This window comes from Paenibacillus sp. FSL H8-0332 (genome assembly GCF_037963835.1).
Taxonomy (GTDB): domain Bacteria; phylum Bacillota; class Bacilli; order Paenibacillales; family Paenibacillaceae; genus Paenibacillus_AQ; species Paenibacillus_AQ rhizoplanae.
Genome location: NZ_CP150145.1, coordinates 423,621 through 447,543, shown reverse-complemented (window position 1 = coordinate 447,543; position 23,923 = coordinate 423,621). Strand labels below are relative to the sequence as shown.

Sequence of the window (23,923 nt, the reverse complement as noted above, 5' to 3'; positions counted from 1 at the left end):
ATCAGTGCTGATTTTTTACAATACAATTTTTTTCTATCTGTTAGTCTTGAGAGACTACAAGAGGAGAGGAAGAATTAACGATGCAGGATACCATGATTTTTGCAAGTTTGCTGGTGTTTTTTAATGTAACATTACTTACGATACTGGTTCCGGGAGGGCCGATTGAAAATAGAGATTTTTCAAAATTAACAGGGGTTGTATTTTGGGGGTTTAATCTGTTTCTGATCTCACTGGGCATCGTTTCGTTTATCGCGTGTTATCTCCTCCTGGTTTCCCATTCTAATGCCATTCTCGTCACGCAAATTATCGCCGTTTTATATTTTATTGTGTATATTATCGATTTAGCTGGTATATTTCCTAAATCACCGACCAAAATGTCTAAGCCACTTATGCTACTCGAAGTAATTAACACATCTATGGCTGTATTCCTATTCCTCTTTGTGACGGCGATTGGACATGTGGGTTCATGAGCATGAGGGCATATCTTCTTAACAAAGTACCAAGGCTCTAAAAGTCTTGGTACTTTGTTGATCTTGTGATTTTACCTGACTCCTATTGTTGGTTCAGCTTTACAAGCTTGCAGCCTTTAACATTAAATAAAATTGCTGATGAAAATGTACTTCATTCGTATATATTTTTGTGAATAAACCCATACACTTATCTATGATTTCCCCAGTGAACGTTTGGGACACGATGGCTTTATTCGAATAGAACCTTACCGTCTTCCAGTCATGAATAATTTGGTCCAGTAACGGGTCAAGCGTATCTTTGGCATTGATATGATCAAGGTTGTACTTATAGAGCGTATTTAACCTGTATTTCTCAGAACATTTTCTATAAATAGTACTGCTTAGTGTTTCTATAATCGTTTCATTGGTTAGAATGAGCTCGAAATTATCTGCCAACAACAGTATATTATTCAAACCTTCCGTGATTTCATTTTGATACCTGAACATATTTTCTACAAATTTATTGATGTTGGTGTGTGCTGACTTCTTATGGTTCAAGATCTCATGATCACCGGGGGACACTAGTGCATATTCCCAAAAGTAATTTGGCATCTTAACGTGTTCCGATGTCAGGCATGAACATTTAAATTCTGAAAATGGCAGAGAATATTGTCTGTATTCTGTAATATCATCAACCGTATATATTTCTCCGTTCGTAAGATCGAAGCCATAGACAAAAACAGGGTGCAGTCCATGTTTTTTGTTATAGTAAAAGTCTCTCCCGCGTTGATAAAACAAATCAATAAAAATGGAAATCGGATGACCACTAGAGATAGAGTTCATGATCTCATCTTGTAAAGTATCTAATGCAGGAGATGTTCTACGAACAGAGATACCCATTTCCTCAAGTATCTTCTCTTCATCCTCGAGATTCAACACTTCTAACTTGAAATATCCTCTTGTTTGTATTTTTTGTTTATCAAACCTATAAATACTAATGACATTATTCAGAATTGGCAGCTCATCTTTTTCGAAATAATTGGCAAGCGTTAATAACAAATTGTAGTCGCAGCTAAAATAAGGAAAATTATGATGAGGAAACATTTTGATCATGCCGTCGAATGGTTGAAACGTATCCAGGGAAATAATTTCTTCCATAAAATATTTCTCCTATACTAAATTATTGTCGATCTTAAAGCTATGTCACCTCTTAATAAGGTTCATCATACGGTATTGCTGCGTCCCAGCCTTCATCTCTTCATATTTCTTCGAGCCGGGCAATGCGATGAAATCACTGATATCTCCATTATTCATGCTCGCATTGGCATTATTCGCAATTCCTTGTGGGCCAGTACGTTGCTTTGCATTCTCATCACATGATAGAAGGACATTCGAAGTCACATCCTGATTGCGGATTACAGACAGACCTGCTTCCTCTAACAGCCTCACATTCTTCGCTACCTGATCTTCCAGCATCAGCTCCGTATACAGAAATACACCGCCAACTCTCATTATCCGGTACACTTCTTCATAGAAGCGTGATCGGTTCGGATAGGCTTGCGCGGATTCCATATTCAATACAATATCGAAGCTCTCGTCTGCAAACGGTATATTCTCCGCATCGCCGACGAGATAGAAAGCTTCACCCCCTCGGGATTTGGCACTGCAATACGCAATATTCGCCGGGCAGATGTCGAGACCGACAATAGACAGAGGCTTGAAATATTTATACAAAGCTGCTATGTTACCTCCCCTGCCGCATCCGATGTCGATAACCTGGCGCTCCCGAATCGCCGTCCTGCCCACCGTCTCGAGCAGCAGCTTGACTGAATTTCTATTCCATACATCGTCGGGCTCGATCACCGCATGTTGCTCATTCCCTTGCGGGACGTAACCATAGTTTAAGAAGGTTGCGAATCGGCCTATGCCGGAAAGCGCAAAGGAATTCGATATCTCGCTATAATCTCGAATTTCGCCCTCTTTTCGCTTCCAATCAGACGGGTGGACAACCTCCTCACGCCGGTCGAGCATCGATACATAACGATCATCGATCGTATATACCGCATCGCAGTTGCAGCATTGCAGCAACGCCTCCGACTGGACCAGCATACCCTTGCAGCTGGAGCATACCAACCTTGCATGCAGATGTTGTAGCATGACTATCACCCAGCCTGTATATGCATTTGATTCAACGCATACACGTTAAAGTAATTTGGGATATTCAAGTCTTCATAGTAATCGATCGAGACCTTGAAGCCGTTAGTGCGGAAGATATTTTCGAGCCTGCTGATCTGCTCTCCATCCAGTCCGTGCACCTCCATTACAATTTGCCTGATTTTGCCCCAATCCTCCGGATCGATGCCTTCCAGCACCTCGAACTCACTTTTTTCCACGTCGATTTTGAGCAGATCAATTTGGTTCAGATCGTAATAGCGGATCATTTCGGAGATCGTAGTTAGCTTGCAGCGATGGATTTGTTCATTCAGGAGCTTCGGGGACATAAGTTGATCGACAAACCGGTTTAGCATGCGCGGATCAGCGAAATGATCCCGGTAATGGTTGATTAACCCGTACCGGAGATCCTGATCGTGGTTCTCCCGGTATTTGATCTGGACAGAATCCGTGGACATCGTGGGGAAATAGGCAAACTCCGCTTCCTTGATCTCATTGGATAGCCCGACGTTAACCGTTGTTACGCGAGGCAGCGAGCTCGTATTCATCTTCAAGAGCTTAAATGTCGGAGGCAGTGGCTCAAAGGCATACACCCTGCAGTTGCTCTTGCTGCTTACATATAGGGTGAACATGCCGATATTAGCCCCGACGTCCATGACCGTGCCATCATCCGGGAGCGTAATCCCGTGCTTGAAATACATCTCCTTGTGGAAAATCTCGTTGTAGAGGAACTCGGTCTCGCCTTCGTTGTTTTGATAGATTTCGATCCCGTTGTGCAGCCGCTTCTTTACGGTGGCCTCTGTCTGCGGCGAAAAGCTCTTGCGCTCCATCCTGCTCATCCGCTTCACCCTCTTAACAATTTTTTTAGCTTTTCTCTAACTGCTGGCGCTCTCATAGTGTTTGACGGCCAGCTTCCAGAACAGCCTGACCACTGTAAGCGATAATACAGGAGCTACAAAAATCCATATCCCAAGGAACATGTCCAACCGGTCGATCAAATAAACCGACGGCATGTTGGTGATAAACAAGATAGGCACGACATACAGTCCTATTCTCCGCAGCCATTTGGGGTATATGTACATCGGCATATTGTTCAAATCCCAACATTTGTCCAATATGTCGAAGATCGAACCGGACTTCACCGTCCAGAAGGCAAGAATTTGCGGAAGCAGAAGCACCGAGTAGGTCACGATCGTGCTACTCAAGATCACGCCGATATATCCGGCCAAGTGGATAAAGCTTGGCTCGATGCCAAGACGCCGCCAGGCCAATACGATCATCGTGATCCCGGCGATCAGATTCGGAATCGGAAACGCGTAGTTCACGTGCCGGAATGAAATCATGAACTGCAGCGATAGCGGCTTGGTCATATACAAGTCCAGCGTCCCGTTGCGGATATGGCCGGCAAATCTATAAAAGTTATCCATAAACAGTCCTGTATAGATTGCGATCATAATCGTATAGGTCCCGGTGAAGATCATCATCTGGTCAGGAGAAATTCCATTAATTTCGATCCCTAGCTGGTAAACGAAGATGATATAGATCAGCTTGGACAACAGAAATACGGTCTCCATGATCAAACCGGAGTAGAAATTCGCTTTGTATTCCATGTAACCAACCAAGCTGTTCTTCGCAAAAATAAAAAACATACGTACATGCTTCCGAATCTCCGACAAGCTGATACTCACAGATCTAACCTCCAACGGCTACATATTTCTTCATCCCGGAATCCCAAGACAACTTGGAAATGATCATAAGCACAATTACCCAAACCGCCTGTAAGAGGAGTCCGGGCACGATTTCATGAATCGTCAAGCTCCCATTGATGATCTTAACCGGGAAGTATACGACATATTGAAACGGTAAATAGCTGGAAATTCTGGCAAACGTATCTCCGAAAATATTAAGCGGAAAGATGGCGCCGCTGAGCAGATAGACGCCTTGGTTGAACGCGATAAAAACGCCCCAAACCTCAGTAATAATGAACGCGAGCGCACTAATCGAATAAAAAAGCAGGAAGTTGATGAGCAGCCCGAACAGAATGCTGACCAGGAACAAAACGATCTGCCCCGCTCTAAGCTGAAACTCCCAAATCTGAGTAAACACGATCATCAGGATGACGAATAAGACAAGGACGACCGCGGTCTGAACCGTTTTCCCGCCGAAAAAATTGCATATCCGATAGCTGAAATAATGAATAGGCTGAGCGATAAATTTGCTCAGTCCACCCGTCTTGATATCACTCGCGATCTCCCCTTCGAAGCCGGCAGAAACCAGCTTGGAGACGACGCCGGACAACACGGAATAAATGATGATCTGCGAATAAGTATAGCCGTTAATAATCTCCTGCGGTGAACTGCGAAACACGGCTGTCCAGAGGAAGCATTGGACGAGTATGATGAAGCCGCCGCTGATAATACTCATCAGGAAATCGGTCCGGTATTCCATCTCATTCTGAAGCGCAAGGATGTACGTCCTTTTATACTTCTGCAAGGCTTTCATGTCTGACCCCATCTTTCTGATATAAGCTTTCGATGCCTCGCTCGACAGGTATATCTTCAACTGTGAAATCAAGGATCGGGAACCGGTCCAGCATCATCTTGGAGAGCCGCTGAAGGTCATGCTTATCAATCTCCATGACGGCATTCAGGCCGTCATGTTGAGTAATAACGCCATAGTCGCTTAGTGCTTGCCTCGGTACTTCGTCCGTAAATTGCAGCTTGATGATCTTTTTGGCATGGAACAGCTCGTTCACACGCCGGAGATCGCCGTCGTATACGATCTTCCCTTGATTGATGATGATCGTTCGTTTGCACAGATCCTCAACATCCGCCATGTAGTGGCTTGTCAGAATGACCGTTGCCTTCGTCTGCTGGTTATAATACTTCAGGAACTCCCGAATGCGCTTCTGCGAAATCAGATCGAGTCCGATTGTAGGCTCATCCAGGAAAATCACCTTGGGCCGGTGGATGAGCGACGCAATAAGCTCCATCTTCATCCGTTCCCCCAGCGAAAGCCTCCGCACCTGAATATTGAGCAGGTCCTTTACGTCAAGAATCTCCGTAAGCTCATCCAGGACAAGGTTGTAGGGCTTATCCTCGACCTCATAGATGCATTTGTTCAGGTACAACGATTCGTTCGCCGGTAGATCCCACCACAACTGCGATTTCTGCCCCATTACGATCGAGAACTGCATCTTGAATTCTTTCTTTCGTTCCCAAGGGACATAGCCTAATACCGTCGCCTGTCCGCTTGTCGGATACAAGATGCCGGATAGCATCTTAAGCGTAGTCGTTTTGCCGGAACCGTTCGGGCCTAAGAATCCGACCATCTCACCTTGCTCGATGACAAGTGATATATCGCTAACCGCTTCTTTGATCAGTGATTTCCGCTTCACTAAATTTTTGAGCGATTTTTTGAGTCCCAGTTCTTTTTCGTAGTATTTGAAGCTTTTGGATAATCCTTCCACCTGAATAATGCTCACTGGTGCACCTCATTTATGTGAATTTAGAAGAGTTATACACCGTGCAAATGCAAAACACTGCACTTGGAACATGCCGGTGTCAGTCGTTCGTCCATCATTTCCCTTATTCTTCTGTAGGTCATGCTATGCCATAATTCCTGTACAGACGTTTCATGTAATTTGCCGATCTCGAACTCCTTGAAGAATTTGCACGCGATAATTGTTCCATCGGGCGTAATATCCATTCGGTTCGAGAGCGCCAGGCACTTCTTGTTCATCGTGCCTTTACCCTTCACCTCTTTGCCGAGCACGAAATCTTCGATCTGGTCTTGATCCAGATTCGGCTGGTAGCGCAAACGCATTTTCCAGACCCGATGATTCACCCGGTCCAACTCGCTCATGAGAGCAGGAATACGCTCCGGATCGAGCTTATAGTTGAAAGCGTGCCAGCTTCGTTCACCCTTGTGTTCGCTCGCCGGAAGGAAGTGGAACTTCTGGTCGAAGTAATCGTCCATTCCCTGCGAGCATTCATCCGAGATGTACCACGGGAAGCAGACGATGACCAGATCTACGCCGACGCCCTCCAGAAAGTCCAGCAGATCGTACAGCTTGTCGGTCATGCCATCGTTAACAACGGTATGGATCGAAATTTTGCCTCTGAACCGATTCTCCTTGCGCAGCTCGACAAGCATCCGGATAGCATCTATCGCCTTGTTGAATACTCCTTTGCCGCGAAGCGCATCATTCTCTTCTTCGAATCCGTCAAGCGCTATGAGCAGTTCCAGGTTATCGGAGATTCTCTGCAAGGCGTCCAGCTTTCGCTCGATCAGCACCGCATTCGTGCAGATCGTTGTCTCACGAGGATGGGCTTCAAGCAAATCGGCCAACCGGTCGAAATGGCTGTATACAAGCGGCTCACCGCCCCAGATATAGAGTCTCGACTTGGCTGGTTCCGTCTCAAGGATCAGCTTCTCCAGCAGCCCGTAGTCGAGCTGTTCCCGCTGCTGCTCCGGTGTCATGAAGTGATGGTAGCCGGTGTCGTTCCATTGATAGCAATGCTTGCAGCGCAAGTTGCATTGGTTCGTCAGTTTAATCCCGACCGACTCTGGCAACGGTGTCGCGTAACCCGCTATTTTCTCCATGTTCCGCTTGGTTTCCATCGTATTCCTGATAGTACGTTTCAAAATTTGCAAATCCTTTGCGGAATGTTTAATCTCAGATTTCGGATTCATATCAACACACCCTTCTTAAACGTAATAGGTCATTCACATGAATCAGTAGATATAATACCTTGAACAAGCCGTACAAATCGGCAGCATATTTTTTTTCATATACGCGCGATACTCTTTGTACTTGTCACTGCGCCAGATATCTACCAAATTCTCTTCATTTACGTTGCCGAAGGTCAAATCATAGAAGGCATGGCAGGGCGAAACGTCGCCCCTTGCCGTAATCTCAGCATACGTCCATGGAAGAGAGCACTGTCTTCGCTTATCCGCCATCTGATGGAATTGCCCCGAGAAGTAGTTGTGCAAATTCAGTTCATCTGTAGTCTTCGGATAAGTGATCACATGAATACGGTTTTTCAAGCAATACGCTTTAACATTATTGAGCTGTCTCGTCAATTCGGGAATATCGATCTGGCTGAACGAACTGATGTCCTGCCAGACCATCCCCTTGGCATACGGAGCTTCATGCACATCGAATTCCTCTCTAAGAACATCCACATATTGGGCATACTGCTCTTCCGTGGCATAGAGCTGCACTTCCATACTGATATGGTCCAGCATCGACAAGTCGATATGCTTAAAGAAAAATTCCTCGATGTACATATAGTTCAAGGGCGTAATGATAAAGGATACACCCATCTTCGGAAATTGCTTGCCTTTGCTTTGACGGAGCTCATAGAGCTTCTCGATCCCCTTAATCACTTTCTTGAATACGCCCTTGCCCCTCTGCCTGTCGTTGATTTCCTCAGGGCCGTCGAGTGACACCCAGATCTTATTGGGCGCAGTCTCGACAAGCATCTCGGCATGCTTCTCAAGCAATGTGCCGTTCGTAGGGAAGTCCGCTATGCTCCCATAATGATTGATCATGGCGAGAATGTCGCTCAGCCAAGGGTACATCAGCGGCTCGCCGCCGAAGAAATCGTAATACGGCTTGCCGGGGCTGCACTCCACGATAATCTTTTTGATCAGATCCGGGTCCAGCTGCGATAATGTTTTTTTGCTTTTGTAGGGCCCTTCGAGTCCCCACTCATAGCACATCTTGCATCGCAGATTGCATTCCTCCAGCAGTTGCAAGACGATCCATCTTGGATAGCTTATCGTATCCTGGGCAACGCTCAATTTATTTACGCTCATAGCATAACCCCTTCTGCCACTGAAATCTTACCTCCTCGTTAACGCAACCCTCGCACAATAGTGATCCACATAATTCGTCCGTTCACCGGGTCTGTTCTTGATCGCCTGATGCATCTCCTTAAGGACCTCTACGGAAAAATCCATCTCCCGCCATTTCTCATAGCGTATTCCGAACCCCAGCGACTCCCATAATTCCAAATTGCTAAGCTCGTGACTTCCGAACGGCTCCAGCAGAATAAGAGGGGTTTCGGATGCAAGCGAGTCAATCAATGTGCCCGCTCCTGGCTTGGCCACGATAGCCATCGCCTCCGAAGCGACGTCAAATAACCAATGATGATCAGCCTCAGCAGCGTATGATTTCGTATCTTCTCCCGCTATTTCAATGTATGGCGGGAACTCGTGCAGGCCGCTTCCGCTCTTCACCCATGAACACCAATCCGGATCGTTCATCCAATACCGGTGATCGGGATCGGGCTTCGCTTCCTTCCAGTCGTAAGCTACGATATCAAGCCCATAGTTATGGCTGGAAAGCTCCGGAACTTTACTTTGATAAGTGCCCATCCCCCAGCCGCCGCCATGAACAACAAGCCGCCGCTTCCTTGATTCGAAGGGGATTGGCGTACCAGGAAGAACCGGGATTTCGTATCGAATCGCCATCTTATCGGTGTCATAGAGACAAGCATTGTAATAATGCTCGTCATACCGGGGATGAAACTTCTTCAGGCTCTTCCAAGACGGGGCCAGATCTGAATCGACGTAGAGCAGGTCTACATGAATTGGATTCGGCAGCATCTTCTCCCTGTACAAATCCAGAATATAGCCCCAGTGTCCGGATAGCGATATGAATTCGTACCGTTCTTCCGCTTTCCACGCCTCCAGCAATAGCTCTACCTGGGTATAATCAAGGCTGCCCCGGATATCCATCGGCATTCGGGCCGAAAAATTGGCAAGTGCGAAATTATTGTGGTAAGCCTTCCTGCTGTCTGCAATATGCTCCCTTTTGTCTTGCTCCAAATAGCTTTCGAACACGAGCACTTCCGTCGCGATATCCCTCTTCTTGAATGCGCTTGCAGCTAATAGGCCGGGAATATAGAAACCCAGACCAAAACCCGAGCATAGAATCGTTACTTTCTGCTTACCCATAAATTCCCGGACGCCCTTGCGTCTATCGTTCATACAGATGCCGTCTTCTGCAGCTCCGAGATATAATTGCAGAAGGTTGTAACCGACTCCAAAAAATCGAAGTCGAATTGTTCAAAATCGATTTCAATATCGAAACGCTCTTCCACCTTTAATAAGAACGTAATTAGCTGTAACGAGTCGAGTCCCCCGTCTTCCATGATGCTGGAATGTTCGTTCAAGCGGTTTGCCAGCTGGGCGTCGTCCTTGATTTCGCTTATCATCGCTATGATCTGTTCTTGCATAGGTACCTCCCGTTTAATGGATATATTGACCTTGGTAATAATGGATCGTTCTAGCGAGTGCATCATGCAAACCGATCGCCGGTTCCCAGTCCATAATCGTCCTTGATATGGTAATATCCGGCTTCCTTCTCCTAGGATCGTCTTCCGGCAGCGGGAGAAACTCGATCTGCGCGCTCGACTTCATGAGCTCCTTCAAGACTTGGGCGACTTCAAGTATGGTGACTTCCTGCGGATTCCCCAAATTGACTGGCTGTTCATACGTGGTGCCCAGCAGTCTTATAATCCCTTCCAGCAAATCGTCGATATACTGAAAGCTTCTCGTCTGTCTGCCGTCGCCATAAATCGTAAGGTTTTGCTTGGACATGATTTGATTAATGAAATTGGTAATGACACGTCCGTCATATAAATCCATCCTCGGGCCGAATGTATTGAAGATTCGAATGACTCTTACCGGTATGCCGTATTTCCTGTTCATCCAGTAGGTGATCGCCTCTGCATACCGCTTCGATTCGTTGTAGCAGCTTCTTGCTCCAATCGAATTCACGTTGCCATAATAGCTCTCCGGCTGAGGGTGAACGGTTGGGTCACCGTAGATCTCGCTTGTTGAAGCCAGGAAAAAAGCGGCCTGCTTTTCTTTGGCCAGCTGCAGCAGATGCATCGTCCCTTCGCTGTTGACCCTCATCGTTTCGATCGGATAGGACAAATATTTGGGCGGGCTGGCAGGACTTGCGAAATGCATCACCCAATCGACCGGGCCTTCAACGGCGAGCGGATGAATGACGTCATGCTCGATAAACTTGAAATTTGGCGACCGTAAGAGATTGTCCATGTTGACAGTGGACCCGGTCAGAAAATTATCGACCCCGATAACGGTATGTCCTTCCCGCAGCAGCCTCTCGGCAAGGTTGGAACCGATGAAGCCTGCGACTCCTGTTAATACAATGAAAATAAAGATCCCCCCATTGCCTAAGGTTTGTCAAACAAGCAGGAACTGTGTGAGCTTATTCAATACGCTGTATAACAAAGCATATAATCCCAGCATCACTCCCTCCATATATACCTAGAAGACCACCGGCTTCGGGATGCCTACCTTTTCAAGCCATCGTTCAAGGAAGATTGATTCTTCATTTTCTATATTCGTTATCAGCCTATATAAGCTTTCTGAAATACTCATATCCCTTGTCAAATTATATTTAAACGCTACATTCACAAGTATCTTCGCCTTAACTTCAATGGCTGTGAATTCATCAATATGCTCTTGATTTAAGTTAATAAGATGCCGGTTATCGTACAAATACTTGAGTCTCAGCGTCATTATCTTCTTATGATCATAAAGTAAATGAAAGGGTCTTATATCAAGCTTAGACTTATTTTCTGAGGTCTCTTTCACATAATTAAATAGAGTTGTGTATATTTGCATGCCAAAGTCAAGATTATCCCTGTCGCCGCCATAGTTGAACATCTCCCAATATTCCGGCGTTCTCTTAGTGAAATAATTTCTTATAGAATTCACTAGGGTATCTGCACTGAAATTATCCTGATTTTGTTCGTTGAATTTATACAGATACACCATTTCTCTTAGATAATCATGATTGGTTGTCAGATGATTAGTGTTGAACGCAAGATTGAAATCGGCAAATGAGATCTCAGCCTGACTGTACACGCCGTTCTTAAAGAAATCGGAAACATACAATATCTCCCGATCTAAATCATAGCCGTACACCAATATGTCATGATGCAATTGGAGTCTATGATATCGGTCGCTTAAGGGCACATAGAAATAATTGATCATGGTGTGGATATAGTTATTGGCATTAATATTTTCTATAATAAAATGAATAACAGAGTCCCATTTAGTCGTTACAGTATCTCTATGTATCTTCTGAGTAGTAATCCATTTGCATGCATCTGAAGGCCGCAGCTCATAAGTCAGAGGGAAATAAAAATCTCCCCAATTATGTTTATAATCCTTGTTAATAAATAATTGAATATAATTGCTGAATATCCATGGGTGTGCGCACTCGTAATGGGTAAGTATGGACAAGAGATGCGCATGCTGCGTATAGGTTGTAATCATCGGATAACTTACCGGCAATATTCCGCTGCCCAAGGTTTGAGTTGTATTCTTCAACTTTTCGTTCACCCCTACTCCTTTAGCAATAAGTGCTTCGTACTTGCCCTGTCCAGTTTTCCTGTTTTTGTTTTTGGAATTTCATTGATAATCCTCCATTGCCTAGGCACCTTATACGAGGACAAATGCAAGTTGCAATGTTTGGTCAGCGCATCTATATCAACCAGACATTCTTCACTAACTTTCAGAAAGGCGATGGGTACTTCGCCTAATAGATCATCGGGCACACCAACAACCATGACTTCCTCCACTTCTTTCACGCCATATAAAAACTCCTCAATTTCTTCCGGATAGATATTGATACCGCCGGATATAATGATATTCTTCTTTCTGCCTGTGATGATGAGACACCCTGATTCATTCCAATATCCCAGATCTCCTGTCTTTAACCAACCATCAACAATGGTAACGTTCGTTAACTCCGGGTTGTTGTAATAACCGAGCATCACATTTGGGCCCTTGACCCAAATTTCTCCTGAAGCAGCAAGTCCTATAACCTCATTCTCTTCTTCGTCAACAAGCCGGACAGACACGCCACTGACGGGTGTTCCACAGGACAGGCTTCGGTCTCCCCGGTCCATCATGCTCACCCGCGGAGAAGCTTCTGTCAATCCGTAGGTTTGAATAATGTCCGCTTGAGGAAATACAGTCTGAAGATTGTCTACTAATCTCGCGGGAATCGGCGCACCGCTTATCACAATAAATTCAATGGAATCAAAGGCACTCCAGTTGGTTGTCTGATGATAATCGGAAACAAAGTGCATCAATTGCGTAGGCACCGCTGAGAATGCCGTGACCGCCTTATCCTGAAACAGTCTAAACGCTGTGCGCGGCAGCAAGGGCAAGCTGATAAGCCTAATTCGGGTTCCAAATAGCATGCAAGAAATCAATTGCGTGACAATCGTAGAACTGAAATGAACGGGCATCGTTACAAGAAACGAATCTTGATCCGTATACCCAACCTTTTCGCCATGTGCCAACGCATTCGTTAATACATTCTCATGGGATAACATAACGATTTTAGATGGTCCGGTTGTGCCCGATGTAGGAAGGAGAATAGCACATGAATTGGGATCGGACGGATTCGTGAGCGAGATCGATTCAAACGAAGGCACCGGTTCTTGCGAGAAATCCTGAGCGGTAACCCAATGAATATCACAATTTAACCGTGCAGGCTGTGCATATTTGCTGATAACCAGCTTGGCGTCACTGGCTTGTAAAATATTTTCAATCTCAGTTAGGGATGCCGAGTAAGGAACCGGTATTAGTACATGACCGCTGAACTGAATGCCAAGCGAAGCAGTAATGAACAAGGGCTCATTATTTGTGTATACCGCTATATGGCTACCGGCCTCAAGCTCAAAGTTCTTTTGGATATATAGAGCAATTAAGTATGCTTCTGTCATCACTTCCGCATAAGTCCACTGCTGCTTTAGATCTTGAAGGATAATATGATCCTTGCGATCACAAGCCTCCATGAATAAACGTTGAATGATAGTCATCATATCGTTTTCTCGGTCAAATAATTAAGGATTAATCCCGCCGTGGAGAACTTCTCAAACAATAGATCCTCATCAGGGATCGAGATATTAAACTTCGATTCCATTGAAACAATAAGCTTGATGAAGCCCGCCGAATCGATCCCTTGATCCAACAAAGGGGTATCGTGGTCATCTGGATACTGGATGTCAAGCTCAGCAAAAATCTCATCTCTCAAAATAAATTCAATTGATTTAGACATCCTGTTTCCTCCGTTAGATAATCTTTAGAAAGGCTGATTAGAGAGGATAGCATACATGGTGATATTCAGTAATGAGTAGGTGAAAGTGAGTGTGAAGGAGAATAATCTCAAAACGATGGACAATGTGGAATATGACTCGATGCAGAATGAAAAGCAGAAAAAAGCATTTTCCCAAGCGATAAAGCCCTGCTGAAAATGCTCTACTTCACTACGGTGAATGACACCCGTAAATGGATATGTTTAGTATAAATTGCAAATATACCAATTGTCAACGATTTTAAGTTTTATGCAACACTAGTCAGGACGTCCTTTAGCTGAATAAAGAGGTATATCAGCTTTATGAGTACATTCTGGCTCTCTTGAATATCTATTGCATCATTTTCATAATCAAGTTCATTGTTGTTGAAGTGCTTGGTACCGCCACCTGCTGCTGAACAAAATCATCATAGAATAGCAAGCAAAAGCACAAAAATAAAGACGCTGCGGGGAGTAATTCCCGAGCGCCTTCTTGCTTTCTTTTATGTCGAATTATCACCAGCTACTGGCGATTATCTTAATTTTTCGCACCACATTTGCACCAATGTACAGTTAAGCTCACTGTTCCACTAACTTCCACGCACCTGTATCATCGCAAAAACCTTTGATACAAAAGGATTTCCTCCACTGTACTATTTAAGTTCCAGTAAAGCCACACTCTCCACATGCACCGTATGCGGGAACATATCCACTGGCGTGACCTCCACCGCCCGGTAGCCCCCATCCTCCAGCACCTTCAAATCGCGGGCCAGGGTGGATGGGTTGCACGACACGTACACGACACGCTCCGGCTGCATCAGCAGGATGGTCTCCAGCAGGCGCGGGTCGCAGCCCTTGCGCGGGGGATCGACAACGATGACGTCTGGGGTGATGCCCTGTTCTTTCCAGGCCGGGATGACATCCTCCGAAGCGCCGACTTCGAACTTCACGTTGTTCATTCCGTTGAGCTTCGCGTTGGCGCGGGCGTCCTCGATGGCTTCGGGCACGATTTCCACACCATACACCTGATCCGCATGCTGGGCCAGGAACAGGGAGATCGTACCGATGCCGCAGTAGGCATCAATCACAGTTTCCTTGCCGGTAAGTGCAGCGTATTCCAGCGTTCTGCCATACAGCACCTCGGTCTGGGCCGGGTTCACCTGGTAGAAGGATCTCGCCGAGATGGCGAACTGGACCTCACCAATGTAGTCATAGATGACCTCGCTGCCCCAGAGGACACGGGTATCGTTGCCGAAGATGACATTGGTGCGCTGGGTGTTGACGTTCTGGCAGATGCTGACCACTGCCGGAAGCTGCTCGCGGATACTGCCGAGCCAGGCGTCCAGGTGCGGGATATCCCGGCCGTTCGTGACCAGCACCAGCATCATCTGACCGGTGCGGAACGCCTTCTTCACCACTACATGGCGGAGCAGTCCACGGCCGGTCTCTTCGTCATAGGCGGTGATGCCCAGCTCACGGCCGAGGCTCTTGACGGTGGCAACGACCTTGTCGTTGTCCTCATGCTGGATCAGACAAGTCTCCATGTCGATGATCCGGTGACTGCCCCGTGCATAGAAGCCGCCAACCAGACCGCCATCCGTAACCCCAATAGGCACCTGGGCCTTGTTGCGGTAACGCCAGGGCTCTTCCATGCCAAGGGTGGGCAGCACGCGGATGCCTTCGCCTTGAGTCCCAGATGCACTTGCCGCATCTGCACCCGCCGCACCGGCCACCTCCAGCTTCCCGATCCGCTGCAGGTTGTCCACCACCAGCTGGCGCTTCCACGCGAGCTGAGCGGTATAGTCCATATGCTGCAGCTGACAGCCGCCGCACTGATCATAGATCGGGCAGGGCGGCGCGATGCGGTCGCTGCTGGCCTGCACCAGCTCCAGCAGCTTGGCGTAGCCATACTGCTTCTTGGTCTTCAGCACTCTGGCCCGGACTCTCTCACCGGGAAGAGCGCCCTGCACAAATAGGGTAAAGCCCTCTACGCGGCCTACCCCTTCACCTTCATGGGTCATGCCGATGATATCGAGCAGGACCTCATCATTCTTATTCACCGGCAGTCCGGCGACAGGGGCCGCCCCTTGCTCCCGGCGGCTTGCGCTGCGCCTGCTGCGTTGTTTATTCATGTGTGTAGGTTCACTTCTTTCATGTTCTTCACGATTAGTTCTGCGCAAAAATCCGCAGATGCTGCGGCAGGATGCTGAAGTTGCCAGGCAAAGTGCCGCCAAGCTCACCGTCCAGGTTCAATAGGACGTGGCCTGGGGAGGTAACCTCCATCGCATCGGTACGGAAATGGATAACCTTCTTGTCATTCAGGTGCTCTCCGCGAATGGTCAGACGCACCAGCCGGATGAACTCAGCCAGGTTGCATTTCTTAACGGCAATAACGTCGAGCAGGCCGTCATCGATGCGCGCACCCGGAGCCAGCTTCTCGAAGCCGCCGACCGAATTCGTATTGGCAATCAGGAAGAGCATGAACTCGTCATGGATCATCTCCTGGCCGTTCGCGCGGATGTACAGCTCTTGCGGAGCAAGGCTGGCCATCTTCTCGATCCCCTTCAGGTAATAGGCGAGCTGACCCATCATGGTCTTCAGCCTGCTGGGGACCTCATAGGTCAGCTCCGTCAGCTGTCCACCGCCTGCTATATTAATGAAGTAACGGTCATTGGCTTTGCCGAGATCAATCAGGCGCGATTCCTGACGCAGAATCAGGTCGCAAGCTTCGTCCCAATTCTTCGGAATGCCCATGGCCCGCGCGAAATCATTCGTCGTTCCCAGCGGCAATATGCCGAGCGGGGGAAGGTTCGGCTTCTCCGCCATCCCGTTAATCACTTCATTAAGTGTACCATCGCCTCCGGCAGCTATGATCAGATCATAAGTACCGCGTTCCACAGCCTGGGCTGCAGCCGCAGTAGCATCGCCCTCTCCCGTTGTTGCATGGCAGGTAGCTTCGATACCGCCCATATCCAGCCGGTCTAGAATATCGGCGAGTCGTCTTTTCATTTCTTCCCGACCAGAAGTGGGATTATAAATCAATCTCGCAGTTTTCATTACCGGAACGCCACCTGTTTATATAATGGATAACTTTACTGATTATACCCAATTCTGTACCCCACAAGCAATCTCGGAGGAACTGAGGAGGAATATAAGTATACCCTCCGCCCGGGCTCCAAGCTTAGAAGATCGGCAGAAAGTATAGATATATGTATGCAGCAGTGGTAGCCGTGGCTACATTGAACACTGGTCGCACCCTCATAATCAGCTTCATTACCCGCGTACTAACTACTCCTGACTCTCAAGGCGCTGGAGCGCTGCTTCCACCTGCCGCTGAATCCAGCGCGGCAGCAGCGGATGCGGCAGCAGCGTCTGGCCGGAGTAGGCATAATCCAGCCCCTCCAGCCGCTGCGGAATAACCACCTTGGTGAAATACCCCTCACTCAAAAAAAGCGGAGCCACCAGCACATCATAGCCCTGCTCCTGCCAATGCTCCACCCGGCTTCTTACACTGTCCGGGTTCAGCAGCCCGTAATCAGCCGCAGCCAGCCCGCTTACCTCGCATACCCGCGCCGCAAGTGAAGAGATGCCCTGCTCCCAGCGCTGCCGGAAGCCGTCATGCCTGCTGCCGTGTCCGACCAGCAGCACCATCTCCCGCCCGGGATGCTGCGACAGTTCCCGGAGCTTATCCCACAGCATCTGTGCAATATCGGGATCATCATCGACCGGATAGCCGTAATGAACCTTCGCTGCAACCCTGAACGGCGCAAGGTCGGTCTCCCGCTCAGGAACCGGCTTAGCGCCCAGCGCATACTCTATCTCATCGACATGCGTGCTGCCGGAAGACACAAACAAGGGGATCACAATAATATCTGTGACCCCTGCATGTTCCAGCTTATCAATTCCATCTTGTATCAATCGTCCTTCTACCAGCTCAAGGAAAGCCACTGCCACCGGCAGCTCCTCCCGGAGCGTGAGATGGCTCACTGCCTCATCTACCATCGACACCCAGGCCTGATCACGGGAGCCGTGACTGATTAACAATACACCCGGAACCATAAATTATCGGCCCAGACGTTCCAGCGTAAGCTTATAACCGTCATTGCCGTAGTTCAGGCAGCGCTTCACGCGGGAGATCGTCGCCGTACTGGCCCCCGTCTCGGCTTCGATCTGATTATATGTAGACCCCTTGCCTAGCATCCGCGCAACTTCAAGGCGCTGTGAGAGCGATTGAATTTCGTTCACTGTGCATAGATCATCAAAGAATACATAACATTCTTCCATATTTTTCAATGTTAAAATAGCCTCAAATAATTGATCGATACTTTTATCGTTTAGCTTCTTTAGCTGCATCGCCCTATCATCCCCTAAACATTAACTTAATGTGACTATCTTGCCTCTACTATATTGTACTGGAGCACATTTTTCAAGCATTAACGGTTTCACGCTGTAAAGAGTGAAATCGATGGACAAACGTCCACCCCAGACGCACATCATAATCGGGGTTAATCCACCTTCTACTTCCGGCTCCCAGGCTAGACCGCCTTACTCATAGTACTACAAAACCGTGCGAAATCAAGCATGGACACGGTTTCTTCACTTCCACCTGCCGCTCTATAGGCATCCGCCCTTTTCCGCTGGTATCCCGGTTACCCGGGCATTCGTCTATACCGTCTGTTCGCCCATGACATACAGTATAGCAAACCACTAACGAAGGAATGTGATCCTATGCCTCAGCATTACTATAATCATTCCCGCCAGCAAGGCCGTTCACTGGCTGAACCCTACAATCCGTCACCTTACCCGGGACTATCTGCTTATACGCCTGCCCCGCTTCCCGGAGAACCTGAGCTGCTGCCTGCTTATGGCGCTGAAGTCACCGATACGGCACTCGCACTCCCTGCTGCAGAAGCTTCTACTGCGAAGGCCGGAGGCCTACTTGGCGGACTCGGCAATCTTGGAAGTCTGGCGAATATGGAACAGATCAAGGGAATCGTTGACCGGATGGGCGGTATTGACGGAATCGTCAACACCATGGGCAAGGTGCAGAAGGTGATGCAGGGCTTTTCACAGATGGCTCCGATGGTGAAGCTTGTGATGGGCGGGTTCGGCAAAGGCAAGGGAAGCGGAGCGGGAGAGCTCGCCGCCGAAGAAGATGCAGCCCTCTATAGCCCCAAACGGCGCAAAAAAAGACGCCCCGTCACGAAGCGCCGCAATACCACCTCCAAGAAGCGTAAATCCGGTGGGCCTTCCTCCGTTAAGCGCCGCCGTTCCTAAGCGGCGGCGTTTAACGCGCTTTTATTTTACTTAAACCAGCCGCTCCGCCGGAACCAGCCGAACATCCCGATCCCCAGCACCAGCATAAGCAGCAGCACTGCGAAATAGCTGTATCTCCATTCCAGCTCCGGCATCACCCTGAAGTTCATTCCATAGATTCCTGCGATCAGCGTCAGCGGCATGAATACCGTGGTAATCACCGTGAGTGTCTTCATAATGGAGTTCATCCGGTTGGAGTTGAGCGAGATATAGCTGTCACGCAGGTCGGCGGTCATTTCCCGGTCAACTTCAATCATGTCTGTCAGCTTCAGCAGATGATCATAGATATCGCCGAAGTAGACCCGCTCCTCCCCGTTGCTCTGCACATGCTGCGAATTGACAATCCGGTACATCAGATCACGCATCGGCACAATCGTCCGCCGCAGCTTCAGCAGCCTTCCGCGCACATTGAAGACCTGGCTCATCAGCTCCTCCACCGATTCGTCGCCGCTCTTGCTCTCCAGATCAGCGAGTTCATCCTCCAGCGTATAGAGGGACGGGAAATACTTATCGACCAGCTTGTCCATCACCCTATAAGCAGCGGCCATCGGCCCGCCCGACCAGCCCTTGCGGCTATGGATTTCAGCCTTGACCATCTGCCACGCTTCCTCCATCTCCGGTTTGTCCTGGTGATGGTAGGAGACGAGGTATTTTGTGCTTAGGAACAGGTCGATCTCTTCGGCCTCCAATGTCCGCTCATTCAGCGAATGCAGCACGAAGAACTGCACATCCTCGTAATAATCCAGCTTCGGCCGCTGCAAGACATGCATACAGTCTTCAATCGCCAGCGGGTGAAAATGAAAATACGTGTCCAGCCTCAAGGTTTCTTCCTCCGTCGGCATAGTGAAATCCGCCCAGATCCAGGCATAATCATCCAGCGCTATATCTTGTAGCGGCAGATCCGTCAGCACCTCACCCTGATGAGTTACCACAAGCGTTCGTATCATATATAAGTCCCCCGTAAGTCTGTTATCCGCATTGCAACTCTTCTGTTGCCTGACGCTCTCCTACCATTGTAACGCATCTTTCACCAAAAAAATAACCGCCAGTCCGCTGGGCAGCAGTTCCGGAGGTTTCTTGTGTCATCATGCTATCATTTTGGCTTCATTTCCCGCATTGCTATGCTTCCAGCCCCCGCAGTCATCCCGCTTCAGTTCCGGCATCCATCCCCTTCAGCGGCCCAAGCCCTCCAGCACCTCCAGATGCAGCACCTGCAGGAATTTCTTAATATTCACCTTCACCTTGCCGCTATCCCGGCCCTGTTCAATCTCCTTCATCTTCAGGCGCACCTCTTCAAAGTCGAAATACAGCGGCGCATAATGCTCGAACTTCGGATTGCCGTAATCCGTCAGACCGATGGACGCGAGACTTGTCAGACCCGCCGCCAGTGCGCGGCGCAGACGCTGTTCGATGGCCTTGACCTCTTTGGCGGCCTCCGCAGGCACCGGTCTATATTTGGCAGCGGTCAGCTCATACAGCTCCTTCAGGGACGGAAGACTTCCGCTCTGCCCTTCCGCTACCGCCAGTTCCATGATTGTGATAATATCACGGCTGCCGTTCTCCGAGATCATGCCCATATTCATCAGAATCGGCTGAACAATCTCCTTGACGGTACGCTTGCCCGGCGGCAGCTGCGGCAGTCCGAACTGGAGACCCTCCAGCTTGCCCAGCGTCAGCTTGATCTCATCCAGATAACGGCCCATGGCGTAACGTTCATTCACTTTATATAGAACAGATTCGACTTCAATCTTGTTGATCGGCTTGCGGATGAAGAATTCAATTCCGCTCTTGTAGGCGCGGCTGACCATATCCCCGTTCTCAATCTGCGAGATCATTACGAATTTGGAGCGGCAGCCCTGTGCCTGAAGAGAGAGGATGGTCTCAATCCCGTCCTGGTCCGGCATCAGGAGATCCATCAGCACAATGTCCGGGGTCTCACTCAGGATCAGGGCTATCCCCTCCTGCCCGCTCTCTGCAGTACCAGTCACCTCACCAAGCCCGCTGTCCTCAATAATATGCTGCAGCATTCTTCTCGCCGACGCGTCGTCATCTACAATACAGAATGATAGCGGCATCCTCTATTCCTCCTTCCGCAGCTTCACGCTCGGCACCATAATCTGGAACATCGCTCCTCCGGTAGGCGATACCGGCTGAACCGTAATGCTTCCCTCGAACATATTCACTATATCCCGTACATGAGAGAGCCCGATCCCTGTGGCTGCGATGCCCTCTTCATCGAATTTCGTTGTGAAGCCCGGCTCGAACAGCAGGTCAAGATCACGCTTCCCGATGCCTGTCCCGCTATCGGTCACTGTCAGAATCGTCATGCCGTCCTGCTCATAAGCGTTCAGATGGATGCTGCCTGTTCCTTGGATGACTTCCACCGCATTGGCGGTGATATTATTAAGCAGGGTCAATAGAGGAATGTAACTGTCGGTTGTGTAATCGGAGGTGATGTGAGAATGGAACTTAATCTCTTTGCCCAGCATTTCCGCATATTTGGCATTGCTCTTGACCGCGAACTGCAGAATGCCTGATAACGGCATGTCCCCGTTCACCTCGCGCTCCACCAGCTTCACCAGCCCCGCCAGAATCCGCTGCGAATCCTTCTTCACCTCATGGAGCTGCTGGGTGATGTCCAGCACCTGCCGGCTGTAACGCCCCGTGCCTTCTCCGTCCTTCAGCTTGCTGTACAGCTCGAAGCTGTTCAGCGTTACCAGCTCCAGGGTACCTATGGACTTCTTCAAATAGAACACTTCCCCGTACAGGCCGGAGCCGAATCCGAGCATCTGCTGGGTCCGCTCATGCTGCTCCCGCTCCCGGATACGCAGCTGGCTGACAGCGATACTGCTATATACCCCGGTGGTGAAATACGTACGCAAGACAGCAATCGCCATCAGGTACGTCCACTCGTTCAGCCGGAAGGTAGCCGAATCCAGCACAATCAGCCGGGTCAGCAGCTCCATTTCATTCGACAGGAGATCGATCAGCGCGGCAACGGCGCCCAGCACCAGCGGATGAAAGGTATCAATCCGACTCTTGATGACATGCATTAGCGCGCCGAACATCATGTAATAGATCATTGCCGAGAAGTGGCTGCTAAGGCTCTGCTCCACCGTCAGTCCGCTTCCCTCCACCATATCCATGGCAGTCCGGAACAGCAGCACGACCAGCCCGGTAGCGCAGCCTGTGAGGATATACGGCAGTTGCCTCATTAACAGCAGGAAGAGGAGAAAAGCGCTGCTGCCCATGGCAATCCGGAAGATATCTCCGTCAAACGGGTTGATCTTGAATTCTCCGGCTACCGCAGTAACGGCGGCTACCAGCAGAATCTGTACCGCCTTCATGCTCAGAATCGATTGTCCCATCGCCACTGCTCCTGCCTAGAGAGGTTGACAACTATAGTATCATAGCCGCACTGGATTGAATATGGCTTAATCCTCATTCGGCTAAGGGTTATACTGCCCTCTGCTCAAGCCTTCTGGACAACAGCGACAGCAGGTAATTGACGACAAAATAAATCAGGGCAACCAGCGCCAGCGTAGGGATGGCATATCTATAGCTGTGACCGATGACAATGTTGGCATTATGCATCAGCTCCGGCAGGGAAATGACAACGGCGAGCGAAGTATCCTTCAGCAGGGAGATGAACTGGCTGACCAGTGGCGGAACCATCCGCCGCAGCCCCTGGGGAAGCACGATATGCCATAAGGTCTGTACATTGCTGAGACCGGAGGAACGCGCCGCCTCAATCTGCCCCTTGTCGATTGACGTTAACCCGCCGCGGACAATCTCGGCAATCATCGCCGCTTCGAAGATGGTTAGTGCTGCAATGGCCGCAGTAATCAGTCCGAGCTTAATTCCGACCTCCGGCAAGGCGAAGCGGATGAAGAAGATGATCAGCAGCAGCGGCAGATTACGGATCAGCTCCACCAGGTAGAACATGACCGGAGACAACACCGGCACCTCCGAGTAGCGGATGACGCCAATAATACAGCCGATCAGAAAGCTCAGGAAGATCGATACAAAAGCAACGATCAGCGTCACATACAATCCGTCCAGCAGAAACTTCAGATTATCGGCGGAGTATGCACCTATGAAATCCATAATATCCCTCCTCTAGCTTCAGATGTCCTTGTATCATGCTTCTTAATATTTGCGCTGCAGTCTGCGCTCCCAGATCCGCACGCCATAGCTGAGCGGAAGAGTAAGCACGAGATAGAATACCGCTACGAAAATGTAGGTGTCGAAGGTACGGTAAGTCTCTGTAGAGATCCCGTCCGCGAAGTACATCAGATCAAGACCGGCCACCAGAGTCAGTACCGAAGAGTTTTTAATCAGGTTAATGAACTGGTTGCCGAGCGGCGGAATCACCAGCTTGATCGCCTGCGGCAGAATGATATGCAGCATGGTCTGTATGTAGCTGAGACCGGAGGAACGTGCCGCCTCCATCTGTCCCTTGGGAACGGCCATAATTCCGGCACGGATCGCTTCGGCGATGAAGGCCGAGGTATATACGGCGAGTCCGATCGTTCCTGCCTTGAAGCCGTCCAGCGTGAAGCCCAGAGCGGAAGGCCCGTAATAGAAAATATACACGACCAGCAGCAGCGGGATGTTGCGGATGAACTCCACATACACCGCGCCGAACCAGCGTAGTCCCTTGACTGAAGTAATGCGGAAGACGGCAACAACCGCGCCGATCAGGAAGCTGCCGATCAGGGCCAGCACACTGGACAGCAGCGTACCGTAGAAGCCTTCCATATACAGTCCGAAGTAGTTCGTTAATATTGAGAAATCCATCAATGTTCACCTGCCTTTACCTATAGATGAGTCCGGTCCCTGCCCGGCA

25 protein-coding genes are annotated in these 23,923 nt (G+C 49.0%); 2 read left to right on the top strand and 23 right to left on the bottom strand.

The window, feature by feature from the left end; genetic code table 11:
* Positions 1-80 precede the first annotated feature (80 nt).
* Positions 81-470, top strand: a complete 390-nt coding sequence (locus NST43_RS01930) for a hypothetical protein (RefSeq protein ID WP_339222195.1) — start codon at positions 81-83, stop codon at positions 468-470.
* A gap of 99 nt (positions 471-569) precedes the next feature.
* Here the strand turns inward: NST43_RS01930 and NST43_RS01925 are convergent, their stop codons facing one another.
* The 18 genes from NST43_RS01925 to NST43_RS01840 all read right to left on the bottom strand — a co-directional run bounded on the left by NST43_RS01925 (position 570) and on the right by NST43_RS01840 (position 18,111).
* The gene (locus NST43_RS01925) at positions 570-1,607 is read right to left on the bottom strand and encodes a hypothetical protein (protein ID WP_339222193.1); all 1,038 of its coding nucleotides are present in this window, start codon (positions 1,605-1,607) and stop codon (positions 570-572) included.
* A 45-nt stretch (positions 1,608-1,652) separates the two neighbouring features.
* A complete protein-coding gene (locus NST43_RS01920; protein ID WP_339222191.1) occupies positions 1,653-2,582 on the bottom strand; it encodes a class I SAM-dependent methyltransferase in 930 nt (309 codons plus the stop codon).
* A 29-nt stretch (positions 2,583-2,611) separates the two neighbouring features.
* Entirely contained in the window at positions 2,612-3,460 is an 849-nt protein-coding gene (locus tag NST43_RS01915) for an FkbM family methyltransferase (protein WP_339222189.1), read from the bottom strand.
* 36 nt (positions 3,461-3,496) lie between these two features.
* Positions 3,497-4,309: an ABC-2 family transporter protein gene (locus NST43_RS01910; protein WP_209992012.1), complete on the bottom strand. Its 813-nt coding sequence runs from the start codon at positions 4,307-4,309 to the stop codon at positions 3,497-3,499.
* 4 nt (positions 4,310-4,313) lie between these two features.
* Entirely contained in the window at positions 4,314-5,114 is an 801-nt protein-coding gene (locus tag NST43_RS01905; RefSeq protein WP_339222187.1) for an ABC-2 family transporter protein, read from the bottom strand.
* On the bottom strand, positions 5,101-6,105 hold the full coding sequence (locus NST43_RS01900; protein WP_339222185.1) for an ATP-binding cassette domain-containing protein: 1,005 nt from the start codon (positions 6,103-6,105) through the stop codon (positions 5,101-5,103). Before NST43_RS01900 ends, NST43_RS01905 begins: the two co-directional genes overlap by 14 nt.
* Positions 6,106-6,137: 32 nt before the next feature.
* Positions 6,138-7,244 carry a radical SAM protein gene (locus NST43_RS01895; RefSeq protein WP_339222184.1) on the bottom strand — a complete coding sequence of 369 codons (1,107 nt, stop codon included), beginning with the start codon at positions 7,242-7,244 and terminating at the stop codon, positions 6,138-6,140.
* A 114-nt stretch (positions 7,245-7,358) separates the two neighbouring features.
* Positions 7,359-8,447, bottom strand: coding sequence for a radical SAM protein (locus NST43_RS01890; RefSeq protein ID WP_339222182.1), 1,089 nt, complete (start codon positions 8,445-8,447; stop codon positions 7,359-7,361).
* Between the two features lie 27 nt (positions 8,448-8,474).
* Positions 8,475-9,623 (bottom strand): UDP-glucuronosyltransferase, encoded by a 1,149-nt coding sequence (locus NST43_RS01885; RefSeq protein WP_339222180.1) that lies wholly within the window; start codon positions 9,621-9,623, stop codon positions 8,475-8,477.
* On the bottom strand, positions 9,620-9,871 hold the full coding sequence (locus NST43_RS01880; RefSeq protein WP_036730883.1) for an acyl carrier protein: 252 nt from the start codon (positions 9,869-9,871) through the stop codon (positions 9,620-9,622). The genes NST43_RS01885 and NST43_RS01880 overlap by 4 nt, the downstream gene beginning before the upstream one ends.
* 13 nt (positions 9,872-9,884) lie before the next feature.
* Positions 9,885-10,814: an NAD-dependent epimerase/dehydratase family protein gene (locus NST43_RS01875; RefSeq protein WP_339225313.1), complete on the bottom strand. Its 930-nt coding sequence runs from the start codon at positions 10,812-10,814 to the stop codon at positions 9,885-9,887.
* Positions 10,815-10,931: 117 nt separating this feature from the next.
* Positions 10,932-12,014, bottom strand: coding sequence for a hypothetical protein (locus NST43_RS01870; RefSeq protein WP_339222178.1), 1,083 nt, complete (start codon positions 12,012-12,014; stop codon positions 10,932-10,934).
* A gap of 2 nt (positions 12,015-12,016) precedes the next feature.
* Positions 12,017-13,507 (bottom strand): class I adenylate-forming enzyme family protein, encoded by a 1,491-nt coding sequence (locus tag NST43_RS01865; RefSeq protein WP_339222176.1) that lies wholly within the window; start codon positions 13,505-13,507, stop codon positions 12,017-12,019.
* Positions 13,504-13,743: a phosphopantetheine-binding protein gene (locus NST43_RS01860; protein ID WP_209992019.1), complete on the bottom strand. Its 240-nt coding sequence runs from the start codon at positions 13,741-13,743 to the stop codon at positions 13,504-13,506. The genes NST43_RS01865 and NST43_RS01860 overlap by 4 nt, the downstream gene beginning before the upstream one ends.
* A gap of 668 nt (positions 13,744-14,411) precedes the next feature.
* Positions 14,412-15,890 carry a 23S rRNA (uracil(1939)-C(5))-methyltransferase RlmD gene (gene rlmD, locus NST43_RS01855; RefSeq protein ID WP_339222174.1) on the bottom strand — a complete coding sequence of 493 codons (1,479 nt, stop codon included), beginning with the start codon at positions 15,888-15,890 and terminating at the stop codon, positions 14,412-14,414.
* A gap of 34 nt (positions 15,891-15,924) precedes the next feature.
* The gene (locus tag NST43_RS01850) at positions 15,925-16,815 is read right to left on the bottom strand and encodes a diacylglycerol kinase (RefSeq protein WP_209992025.1); all 891 of its coding nucleotides are present in this window, start codon (positions 16,813-16,815) and stop codon (positions 15,925-15,927) included.
* Positions 16,816-17,046: 231 nt separating this feature from the next.
* Positions 17,047-17,817 carry a CbiX/SirB N-terminal domain-containing protein gene (locus NST43_RS01845; protein WP_339222172.1) on the bottom strand — a complete coding sequence of 257 codons (771 nt, stop codon included), beginning with the start codon at positions 17,815-17,817 and terminating at the stop codon, positions 17,047-17,049.
* 3 nt (positions 17,818-17,820) lie between these two features.
* Positions 17,821-18,111, bottom strand: a complete 291-nt coding sequence (locus tag NST43_RS01840) for a YerC/YecD family TrpR-related protein (protein WP_019913624.1) — start codon at positions 18,109-18,111, stop codon at positions 17,821-17,823.
* Positions 18,112-18,486: 375 nt separating this feature from the next.
* On the opposite strand from NST43_RS01840, the gene NST43_RS01835 reads away from it, so the two are divergent.
* Entirely contained in the window at positions 18,487-19,035 is a 549-nt protein-coding gene (locus NST43_RS01835; RefSeq protein WP_209992027.1) for a tyrosine protein kinase, read from the top strand.
* A 26-nt stretch (positions 19,036-19,061) separates the two neighbouring features.
* On the opposite strand, the gene corA is transcribed toward NST43_RS01835, so the two are convergent.
* The 5 genes from corA to NST43_RS01810 form a co-directional block, all read right to left on the bottom strand.
* Positions 19,062-20,021: a magnesium/cobalt transporter CorA gene (gene corA, locus NST43_RS01830; RefSeq protein WP_339222170.1), complete on the bottom strand. Its 960-nt coding sequence runs from the start codon at positions 20,019-20,021 to the stop codon at positions 19,062-19,064.
* Between the two features lie 225 nt (positions 20,022-20,246).
* The gene (locus NST43_RS01825; RefSeq protein ID WP_209992029.1) at positions 20,247-21,149 is read right to left on the bottom strand and encodes a DNA-binding domain-containing protein; all 903 of its coding nucleotides are present in this window, start codon (positions 21,147-21,149) and stop codon (positions 20,247-20,249) included.
* 3 nt (positions 21,150-21,152) lie between these two features.
* A complete protein-coding gene (locus tag NST43_RS01820) occupies positions 21,153-22,442 on the bottom strand; it encodes an ATP-binding protein (protein WP_339222169.1) in 1,290 nt (429 codons plus the stop codon).
* 88 nt (positions 22,443-22,530) lie between these two features.
* The gene (locus NST43_RS01815) at positions 22,531-23,181 is read right to left on the bottom strand and encodes an amino acid ABC transporter permease (RefSeq protein WP_339222168.1); all 651 of its coding nucleotides are present in this window, start codon (positions 23,179-23,181) and stop codon (positions 22,531-22,533) included.
* A 42-nt stretch (positions 23,182-23,223) separates the two neighbouring features.
* Positions 23,224-23,874 carry an amino acid ABC transporter permease gene (locus tag NST43_RS01810; RefSeq protein WP_339222166.1) on the bottom strand — a complete coding sequence of 217 codons (651 nt, stop codon included), beginning with the start codon at positions 23,872-23,874 and terminating at the stop codon, positions 23,224-23,226.
* Between the last annotated feature and the right edge of the window lie 49 nt (positions 23,875-23,923).

Excerpts from the sequence above, each read along its gene's own strand:
- NST43_RS01930 (WP_339222195.1), top strand. The coding sequence starts at position 81 with ATGCAGGATACCATGATTTTTGCAAGTTTGCTGGTGTTTTTTAATGTA.
- NST43_RS01925 (WP_339222193.1), bottom strand. The coding sequence starts at position 1,607 with ATGGAAGAAATTATTTCCCTGGATACGTTTCAACCATTCGACGGCATG.
- NST43_RS01915 (WP_339222189.1), bottom strand. The coding sequence starts at position 3,460 with ATGAGCAGGATGGAGCGCAAGAGCTTTTCGCCGCAGACAGAGGCCACC.
- NST43_RS01895 (WP_339222184.1), bottom strand. The coding sequence starts at position 7,244 with ATGGAAACCAAGCGGAACATGGAGAAAATAGCGGGTTACGCGACACCG.
- NST43_RS01890 (WP_339222182.1), bottom strand. The coding sequence starts at position 8,447 with ATGAGCGTAAATAAATTGAGCGTTGCCCAGGATACGATAAGCTATCCA.
- NST43_RS01885 (WP_339222180.1), bottom strand. The coding sequence starts at position 9,623 with ATGAACGATAGACGCAAGGGCGTCCGGGAATTTATGGGTAAGCAGAAA.
- NST43_RS01880 (WP_036730883.1), bottom strand. The coding sequence starts at position 9,871 with ATGCAAGAACAGATCATAGCGATGATAAGCGAAATCAAGGACGACGCC.
- NST43_RS01865 (WP_339222176.1), bottom strand. The coding sequence starts at position 13,507 with ATGATGACTATCATTCAACGTTTATTCATGGAGGCTTGTGATCGCAAG.
- NST43_RS01860 (WP_209992019.1), bottom strand. The coding sequence starts at position 13,743 with ATGTCTAAATCAATTGAATTTATTTTGAGAGATGAGATTTTTGCTGAG.
- rlmD (WP_339222174.1), bottom strand. The coding sequence starts at position 15,890 with ATGAATAAACAACGCAGCAGGCGCAGCGCAAGCCGCCGGGAGCAAGGG.
- NST43_RS01850 (WP_209992025.1), bottom strand. The coding sequence starts at position 16,815 with ATGAAAACTGCGAGATTGATTTATAATCCCACTTCTGGTCGGGAAGAA.
- NST43_RS01845 (WP_339222172.1), bottom strand. The coding sequence starts at position 17,817 with ATGGTTCCGGGTGTATTGTTAATCAGTCACGGCTCCCGTGATCAGGCC.
- NST43_RS01840 (WP_019913624.1), bottom strand. The coding sequence starts at position 18,111 with ATGCAGCTAAAGAAGCTAAACGATAAAAGTATCGATCAATTATTTGAG.
- NST43_RS01835 (WP_209992027.1), top strand. The coding sequence starts at position 18,487 with ATGCCTCAGCATTACTATAATCATTCCCGCCAGCAAGGCCGTTCACTG.
- corA (WP_339222170.1), bottom strand. The coding sequence starts at position 20,021 with ATGATACGAACGCTTGTGGTAACTCATCAGGGTGAGGTGCTGACGGAT.
- NST43_RS01825 (WP_209992029.1), bottom strand. The coding sequence starts at position 21,149 with ATGCCGCTATCATTCTGTATTGTAGATGACGACGCGTCGGCGAGAAGA.
- NST43_RS01820 (WP_339222169.1), bottom strand. The coding sequence starts at position 22,442 with ATGGGACAATCGATTCTGAGCATGAAGGCGGTACAGATTCTGCTGGTA.
- NST43_RS01815 (WP_339222168.1), bottom strand. The coding sequence starts at position 23,181 with ATGGATTTCATAGGTGCATACTCCGCCGATAATCTGAAGTTTCTGCTG.
- NST43_RS01810 (WP_339222166.1), bottom strand. The coding sequence starts at position 23,874 with ATGGATTTCTCAATATTAACGAACTACTTCGGACTGTATATGGAAGGC.